9 protein-coding genes are annotated in these 6,547 nt (G+C 63.9%); 7 read left to right on the top strand and 2 right to left on the bottom strand.

Going from position 1 to position 6,547, the window contains the following annotated elements:
- The 3 genes from WEB61_RS01030 to WEB61_RS01020 form a co-directional block, all read left to right on the top strand.
- Positions 1-239 (top strand): DNA-directed RNA polymerase subunit alpha C-terminal domain-containing protein (locus tag WEB61_RS01030; protein ID WP_368062470.1); only part of this gene is annotated, 239 nt, incomplete at its 5' end.
- Between the two features lie 54 nt (positions 240-293).
- Entirely contained in the window at positions 294-713 is a 420-nt protein-coding gene (rplQ, locus tag WEB61_RS01025) for a 50S ribosomal protein L17 (protein ID WP_368062469.1), read from the top strand.
- Between the two features lie 231 nt (positions 714-944).
- A complete protein-coding gene (locus WEB61_RS01020; RefSeq protein WP_368062468.1) occupies positions 945-2,354 on the top strand; it encodes a Do family serine endopeptidase in 1,410 nt (469 codons plus the stop codon).
- A gap of 101 nt (positions 2,355-2,455) precedes the next feature.
- On the opposite strand, the gene bfr is transcribed toward WEB61_RS01020, so the two are convergent.
- Positions 2,456-2,938, bottom strand: a complete 483-nt coding sequence (gene bfr / locus WEB61_RS01015) for a bacterioferritin (protein ID WP_368062467.1) — start codon at positions 2,936-2,938, stop codon at positions 2,456-2,458.
- Between the two features lie 132 nt (positions 2,939-3,070).
- Positions 3,071-3,277 carry a bacterioferritin-associated ferredoxin gene (locus WEB61_RS01010; protein WP_368062466.1) on the bottom strand — a complete coding sequence of 69 codons (207 nt, stop codon included), beginning with the start codon at positions 3,275-3,277 and terminating at the stop codon, positions 3,071-3,073.
- Positions 3,278-3,443: 166 nt separating this feature from the next.
- Here WEB61_RS01010 and WEB61_RS01005 point away from each other — a divergent pair, with 166 nt between their 5' ends.
- From WEB61_RS01005 to WEB61_RS00990, 4 genes are all read left to right on the top strand, one after another.
- Complete coding sequence (locus tag WEB61_RS01005; protein ID WP_368062465.1) at positions 3,444-4,748, top strand: replication-associated recombination protein A; 1,305 nt, start codon at positions 3,444-3,446, stop codon at positions 4,746-4,748.
- A complete protein-coding gene (gene crcB, locus WEB61_RS01000) occupies positions 4,745-5,128 on the top strand; it encodes a fluoride efflux transporter CrcB (protein WP_368062464.1) in 384 nt (127 codons plus the stop codon). Before WEB61_RS01005 ends, crcB begins: the two co-directional genes overlap by 4 nt.
- Positions 5,125-6,114 carry an RluA family pseudouridine synthase gene (locus WEB61_RS00995; protein ID WP_368062463.1) on the top strand — a complete coding sequence of 330 codons (990 nt, stop codon included), beginning with the start codon at positions 5,125-5,127 and terminating at the stop codon, positions 6,112-6,114. Before crcB ends, WEB61_RS00995 begins: the two co-directional genes overlap by 4 nt.
- A partial coding sequence (locus WEB61_RS00990) for an HAD hydrolase-like protein (protein ID WP_368062462.1) occupies positions 6,114-6,547 on the top strand: 434 nt, incomplete at its 3' end. The genes WEB61_RS00995 and WEB61_RS00990, both read left to right, overlap by 1 nt.

The raw sequence follows: 6,547 nt of genomic DNA, 5'->3' as shown, positions 1-6,547 counted from the left end.
AGCTCGAGCTTTCGGTGCGCTCGGCCAACTGCCTGAAGAACGACAACATCGTCTATATCGGCGACCTGATTCAGAAGACGGAAGGCGAGATGCTTCGCACGCCGAACTTCGGCCGCAAGTCGCTGAACGAGATCAAGGAAGTGCTGGCGCAGATGGGCCTCCATCTCGGCATGGAAGTGCCGAACTGGCCGCCGGAAAATATCGAAGAGCTGGCCAAGCGCTACGAAGACCAGTACTGAGTTTCAAGAAACGCCGCGTCCCGGTGACGCCGCAGGTAACGAGGAGAAGGGCCCATGCGTCACGGAAATTCCGGCCGCAAGCTCAACAGGACGGCAAGTCATCGCAAGGCCATGTTGGCGAACATGGCGGTCGCGCTCATCAAGCATGAGCAGATCGTCACGACGCTTCCCAAGGCCAAGGAGCTTCGTCCCTATGTCGAAAAGCTGGTGACGCTGGGCAAGCGGGGCGATCTTCATGCGCGCCGCCAGGCCTATTCCGCGCTTCCCGACAAGGTCTGGGCGGCGAAGCTGTTCGATGTGCTGGGCCCGCGCTATCAGGAACGTGCCGGCGGCTATATCCGCGTCCTCAAGGCCGGTTTCCGGCATGGCGACAGCGCACCGATGGCGGTGATCGAGTTTGTCGATCGCGATGAGAGCGCCAAGGGTCAGGATTCAGGCCCGGTGCAGATCGAGGCCGAAGACGAGGTCGCTTGAGCGGTCGTTCAAACCGGCGAATTCAAAAGGGCAGTTCCGGTATCCGGTGCTGCCCTTTTCATTAACTGTGCCGTTTCCGGCCATTTCGGCCTTGTCAGCACCGCCGTGAGCACACAGAATTTTGCCTGCGGTGGTATGTCCGGGCTGGGGTCGATTGCCCGTCCTTGTGTCAGGGCGCGGGTTATGGTGGTTGAGATGTTGTCCGAATCTTCCTGGGCGGGAGCGTTTTCGATGGCGCTGGCCGCGATCGTGCTTACGGCGGCGTTATCGTTTCTGTCATTTGGCGCTGCCGCGCAGGAGCGGCAACTGCCGGGCAGCCGCGCCGAGGTTCAGCTGTCCTTTGCGCCGGTCGTCAAGCGCGTCGCGCCCGCTGTCGTCAATGTCTACACAAAACGCGTCGTGCAGGAGCGGGCGTCGTCGCCCTTTTCCGACGATCCGTTCTTTCGGCAGTTCTTCGGCAATCGCTTCAGCTTCGGCATGCCGCGCGAGCGCGTGCAGCAATCGTTGGGTTCGGGTGTTATCGTCGATCCGTCGGGCCTCATCGTCACCAATCATCACGTCATCAAGGGCGGGCAGCAATTCACCGTGGCGCTGTCCGACCGGCGCGAGTTCGATGCGCAACTGGTGCTTGCTGACGAGCGTACCGACCTTGCGGTGCTGAAGATCGACGTCGGGGGCCAGCAGCTCCCTCATCTCGCCTTCAAGGACTCCGATACCATCGAAGTCGGCGATCTCGTGCTCGCGATCGGTAATCCGTTCGGTGTCGGCCAGACGGTGACGAGCGGCATCGTTTCGGCGCTGGCGCGCACCCATGTCGGCGTTTCGGACTATCAATTCTTCATTCAGACCGACGCGGCGATCAACCCCGGCAATTCGGGTGGTGCGCTTGTCACGATGGATGGCGGTCTGGTCGGCATCAACAGCGCCATCTATTCGCAGACCGGCGGCAGTATCGGTATTGGTTTTGCAATCCCGTCAAACATGGTCGAAAGCGTCGTCGCCTCGGCACGTGATGGCGGCCATGTGAAGCGGCCCTGGTTCGGCGCGCAGTTGCAGGCCATCGACAATGATCTCGCACAATCGCTCGGGCTTGACCGGCCGGGCGGCGGCATCGTGCGCGACGTGCATCCGGGTGGGCCTGCCGACAAGGCCGGTCTCAGGGTTGGCGATGTCATCCGTTCGATCGACGGTTTCGATATCGAGGATCCGCAAGCGGTGCGCTACCGGCTTGCGACCAAGGGTCTCGGCGGCCAGGCGCGGATCGGCTATCTGCGCGACGGTGCGGTTCGCGAGACGCGCGTGGCGCTGATCGCGCCGCCCGAAGAGCCGGCTGCGGAGGAAACCGAAGTCACCGGGCGCAATCCCTTTGCCGGTGCAACGGTTGCCAATCTTTCGCCGGCCGTTGCCGACAGGCTCGGGCTCGAAGCGATGAATGCGCGCGGCGTTGTCGTTACCAATGTCGGGGTCGGCACGCCGGCGGGCCATATGCAGCTCCAGCGCGGCGACATCGTTGTCGAGATTGCCGGCACGAAGATCGCTACCGTGCGCGATCTCGTTCGCATCACGGCGACGCCGCGCGCCCAGTGGGATTTCGCGATCAAACGCGGCGACCGCACCTTCCAGGCGACGGTGGGTGGGTGAGAGGCGGCTTGCGGAACGCAAGCGCAAAGGTCCCGGTGGACCTTTGCGAGCCTTGAACGCCCGGAGCGCAAGCGGAGGGCCGGGGGGCAGAAAATGCTTCCCTACGATCCCTCGTGCTCGCCCATCTGCGATTGCAGGTAGTTTTCCAGCCCGACTTTCTTCACCAGCTCGAGCTGCGTTTCGAGGAAGTCGATATGCTCTTCCTCGTCCTCCAGTATGTCCTCGAAGATTTCGCGGCTGACATAGTCGCGCGCCTGCTCGCAATGGGCGACGGCCTCCTTGTAGAAGGCGTGGCCCGCATATTCGAGCTTCAGGTCGCATTCCATGCACTCGACGACGTTTTCGCCGATCAGCAGCTTGTCGAGATCCTGCAGGTTCGGCAGGCCTTCGAGGAAGAGAATCCGCTCGATCAGCTTGTCGGCATGCTTCATCTCGTCGATCGATTCGCGATACTCGACCTCGCCGAGCTTCCTGAAGCCCCAGTTCCTGAACATGCGCGCATGCAGGAAATACTGGTTGATGGCCGTCAATTCGAGTCTCAGCGCCTTGTTCAGATATTCGATGACCTTGCTGTCGCCGCGCATGTCCGACTCCTTTTGCCTCACGATGCGACATGGTCGTCCCGCGGACGCGCGGCGTCAAACCCAATTCAGGAAAATCGAGTGGCGGCAAGTGGTTGCGAATGATCTTGAGAGTATCTCGCGAAAGCTGCGCGATCAGTCGGCGGCGGCCATCAACCCGGCAAGCGTTGCGTCGGCGCGCGCTTCGGCGATCAGTTCGGCGAGCGAAGGCAGGCAACGTCCGCATTGCGGCTTGCAGCCCATGGCGCGATGGAGGGCGGCCGGTGTGTCGATATGCGGCCCACAGGCCAAGGCTTCACGTGCGGTGCGGTCACTCTTGGCATTGCAGACACAGACGATCATGCGGCTTCCAGTCCGGGCTCGGGCCTTTCGGGAAGGGGAGGTTGCCACCCCTGCGAATGGTTTGCAACAGCACTGTGACTGCAAATCGATTGCAAATTGTCGCAGGGTAAAAATAGTCTCAGCGGGCACCGGTGAGGGGTCTCCCGAAACGTGCTAAACAGCGGCCATGAGCAATCTTTTCGAGGCTGCGGGGATGGATGAGGGGGCGCCGCGCCCGCTGGCCGACCGGCTGCGGCCGAAGGTGCTCGAGGAGGTCGTGGGGCAGGAGCACCTTCTGGGTCCCAAGGGGCCCCTGGGCCGGATGCTCGCGTCCGGCCACCTCTCCTCCGTCATATTCTGGGGTCCGCCCGGCACCGGCAAGACCACCATCGCCCGGCTGCTGGCGGATCGTGTCGGCCTTCATTTCGAGCCGATGTCGGCGATCTTTTCGGGCGTCGCTGATCTCAAGAAAGTCTTCGAGGCGGCCCGCGCCCGCCGCTCGACCGGCAAGGGCACGCTGCTCTTTGTCGACGAGATCCACCGCTTCAACCGCGCCCAGCAGGACGGTTTCCTGCCGGTGATGGAAGACGGCACCGTGACGCTGGTCGGCGCCACCACCGAGAACCCCTCCTTCGAGCTCAACGCGGCGCTTTTGTCGCGCGCGCAGGTGCTGGTGCTCAACCGGCTCGACGACGCGGCGCTCGAGGAACTGCTGACCCGCGCCGAAGCCTTTTACGAAAAGAAGCTGCCGCTGACCGACGACGCCCGCGCCTCGCTTCGCGCGATGGCCGATGGCGACGGGCGCTATGCGCTCAACCTCGCCGAGGAGGTCTTTGCGCAGGCGCCCGAGGTGCCGCTCGACACGGGCGAACTCATCGCCGCCGTACAGCGCCGCGCGCCCCTCTACGACAAGGGCAGGGAAGGGCATTACAACCTCATCAGCGCGCTTCACAAGTCGATCCGGGGGTCGGATTGCGATGCGGCGCTTTACTGGCTGGCGCGCATGCTCGCCGGTGGCGAAGACCCGCTTTATATCGCGCGGCGTCTGGTGCGCGCGGCGATCGAGGATATCGGCCTGGCCGACCCGGAAGCCGTGCATCAGGCGCTGGCGGCGAAAGACGTCTTCGATTTTCTGGGTGCGCCGGAAGGCGAACTGGCGCTGGCGCAGGCGACGATCTATCTCGCCACCGCGCCCAAATCGAACGCCTCCTATGCGGCATTCGGCGCGGCGCGGCGCTCGGCCCGCGACACAGGCTCCGTTGCGCCGCCCGCCCATATTCTCAATGCGCCGACACGGCTGATGAAAGACCTTGGCTATGGGGCCGGATACGAATACGACCACGACGCACCGAATGCCTTTTCGGGGCAGGACTATTTTCCGCAGGAAGTCGGCCGGCAGCATTTTTATCAACCCGAGGAGCGCGGCTTCGAGCGCGAGATCGGCAAGCGGCTCGCCTACTGGCAAAAGCTGAGAGAGGAACGGCAGGGATGAACAGTCTTTTCGCGGTCGCCGCGGGCGGCGCCGTCGGCGCCTCGGCACGTTATCTTTTCAACCTGCAGATGCTGCGTCTCCTCGGTCCCAATTTTCCCTGGGGCACATTCGGCGTCAACATCATCGGCTCGATGCTGATGGGTCTTCTCGCCGGCGCCCTTGCGCTCAAATACGACCTCTCGCCCGAAATGCGCAGCTTCCTCACCACGGGCATTCTCGGCGGCTTCACCACTTTCTCCGCTTTTTCGCTCGACGCCGCCAACATGATCGAGCGCGGCGACATGAGCCTGGCCGGGCTCTATATGTTCGGCTCGGTCGCGGGCGCCGTCGGCGCGCTTTTCGTCGGCTTGTGGATTTCGCGCATGTTATTTTCGGCATGAGCCAGGTCACGCAAATCGATGTCGGCGCGGACGAGGACGGCATCCGGCTCGACCGCTGGTTCAAGCGGCGGTTTCCGGCGCTGACGCATGGCCGTCTCGAAAAGCTGTTGCGTACCGGCCAGGTGCGCGTCGACGGCGCGCGGGCCAAGGCCAGCGCGCGGCTTGCCGCCGGCCAGACCGTGCGCGTGCCGCCGCTGGGCGAGGATGCCGAAAAACCGGCCCCGAAAATCGAACGCGACCTCAGCGACAAGGACGCGGCCTATGTGCGTTCGCTGGTCATCCACAAGGACAAGTCGCTGCTTGTGCTCAACAAGCCGGCCGGTCTCGCCGTGCAGGGCGGCACTAAAACCGAGCGCCATCTCGACGGCATGCTCGATGCGCTGCAATTCGAGGCAAAGGAGCGTCCGCGTCTCGTTCACCGTCTCGACCGCGACACATCCGGCGTTCTCGTTCTTGCCCGCACCGCCAGGGCGGCCGCCGCGCTCGGTCGCGCCTTCCAGCAGAAGGACGCGCGCAAGATTTACTGGGCGCTGGTGATCGGCACGCCGACCCCGTTGCAGGGCACGATCGACCTCGCGCTTGCCAAGCAGGGCGGCCCGCGCGCCGAGCGCGTCTCGCCGGCCGCGGCGGGTGACGAGGATGCGCAGCATGCCGTCACGCATTACTCGGTCGTCACCAGCGTCTCGACCAAATTTTCCTGGGTCGCCTTCATGCCGCTGACGGGCCGCACGCATCAGATCAGGGCACATGCGCGCGCCATCGAGGCGCCGATTGTCGGCGACGGCAAATATGGCGGCATCACCGCGCATCCCGGCGGCGAAATCCCGCGCCAGCTTCATCTCCATGCCCGCTCCATCGACATCGCGCATCCCGACGGCGGCCGCTTTTTCATCGAAGCCGAACTGCCGCCGCATATGAAGAAGAGCTGGAAGCTGCTTGGGCTCGAGGAGCGCGACGCCGAGGGTGCCTTTGACGGTTTGGAATGATGACCGCGCCGCTCCGCCTTGTCGTCTTCGATTGCGACGGAACGCTGGTCGACAGCCAGCACATGATCGTGGCGGCGATGGCGCATGCCTTCGCGGCACATGGTCTGGCCGAGCTGCCGCGCCAGCAGGTGCTCTCGATCGTCGGGCTGTCGCTTGACGAAGCGCTGGCGGCGCTTATGCCCGAAGCCGAAGCGGGCTTTCGCGGCCGTATCACTCAAAGCTACAAGGATGCGTTTTTCGAAATCCGCCACCGCGCCGATCTCGCCGAGCCGCTCTTTCCCGGCGTGCGCGAGGTTCTGGAGAGGCTTCACGTCCGCGCCGACACCGTGCTTGGCATCGCCACCGGAAAGTCGCAGCGCGGGCTTGCCCATATCCTCGAAACGCACGGCCTGTCGCACTATTTCGTCACCCTGCAGACGGCCGACGATGCGCC

The organism is Parvibaculum sp. (genome assembly GCF_040882025.1).
Classification (GTDB): domain Bacteria; phylum Pseudomonadota; class Alphaproteobacteria; order Parvibaculales; family Parvibaculaceae; genus Parvibaculum.
Note: the sequence above shows the minus strand (reverse complement) of the source record. Positions and strands in the feature narration are given on the sequence as shown.

Excerpts from the sequence above, each read along its gene's own strand:
- rplQ (WP_368062469.1), top strand. The coding sequence starts at position 294 with ATGCGTCACGGAAATTCCGGCCGCAAGCTCAACAGGACGGCAAGTCAT.
- WEB61_RS01020 (WP_368062468.1), top strand. The coding sequence starts at position 945 with ATGGCGCTGGCCGCGATCGTGCTTACGGCGGCGTTATCGTTTCTGTCA.
- bfr (WP_368062467.1), bottom strand. The coding sequence starts at position 2,938 with ATGCGCGGCGACAGCAAGGTCATCGAATATCTGAACAAGGCGCTGAGA.
- WEB61_RS01010 (WP_368062466.1), bottom strand. The coding sequence starts at position 3,277 with ATGATCGTCTGTGTCTGCAATGCCAAGAGTGACCGCACCGCACGTGAA.
- WEB61_RS01005 (WP_368062465.1), top strand. The coding sequence starts at position 3,444 with ATGAGCAATCTTTTCGAGGCTGCGGGGATGGATGAGGGGGCGCCGCGC.
- crcB (WP_368062464.1), top strand. The coding sequence starts at position 4,745 with ATGAACAGTCTTTTCGCGGTCGCCGCGGGCGGCGCCGTCGGCGCCTCG.
- WEB61_RS00995 (WP_368062463.1), top strand. The coding sequence starts at position 5,125 with ATGAGCCAGGTCACGCAAATCGATGTCGGCGCGGACGAGGACGGCATC.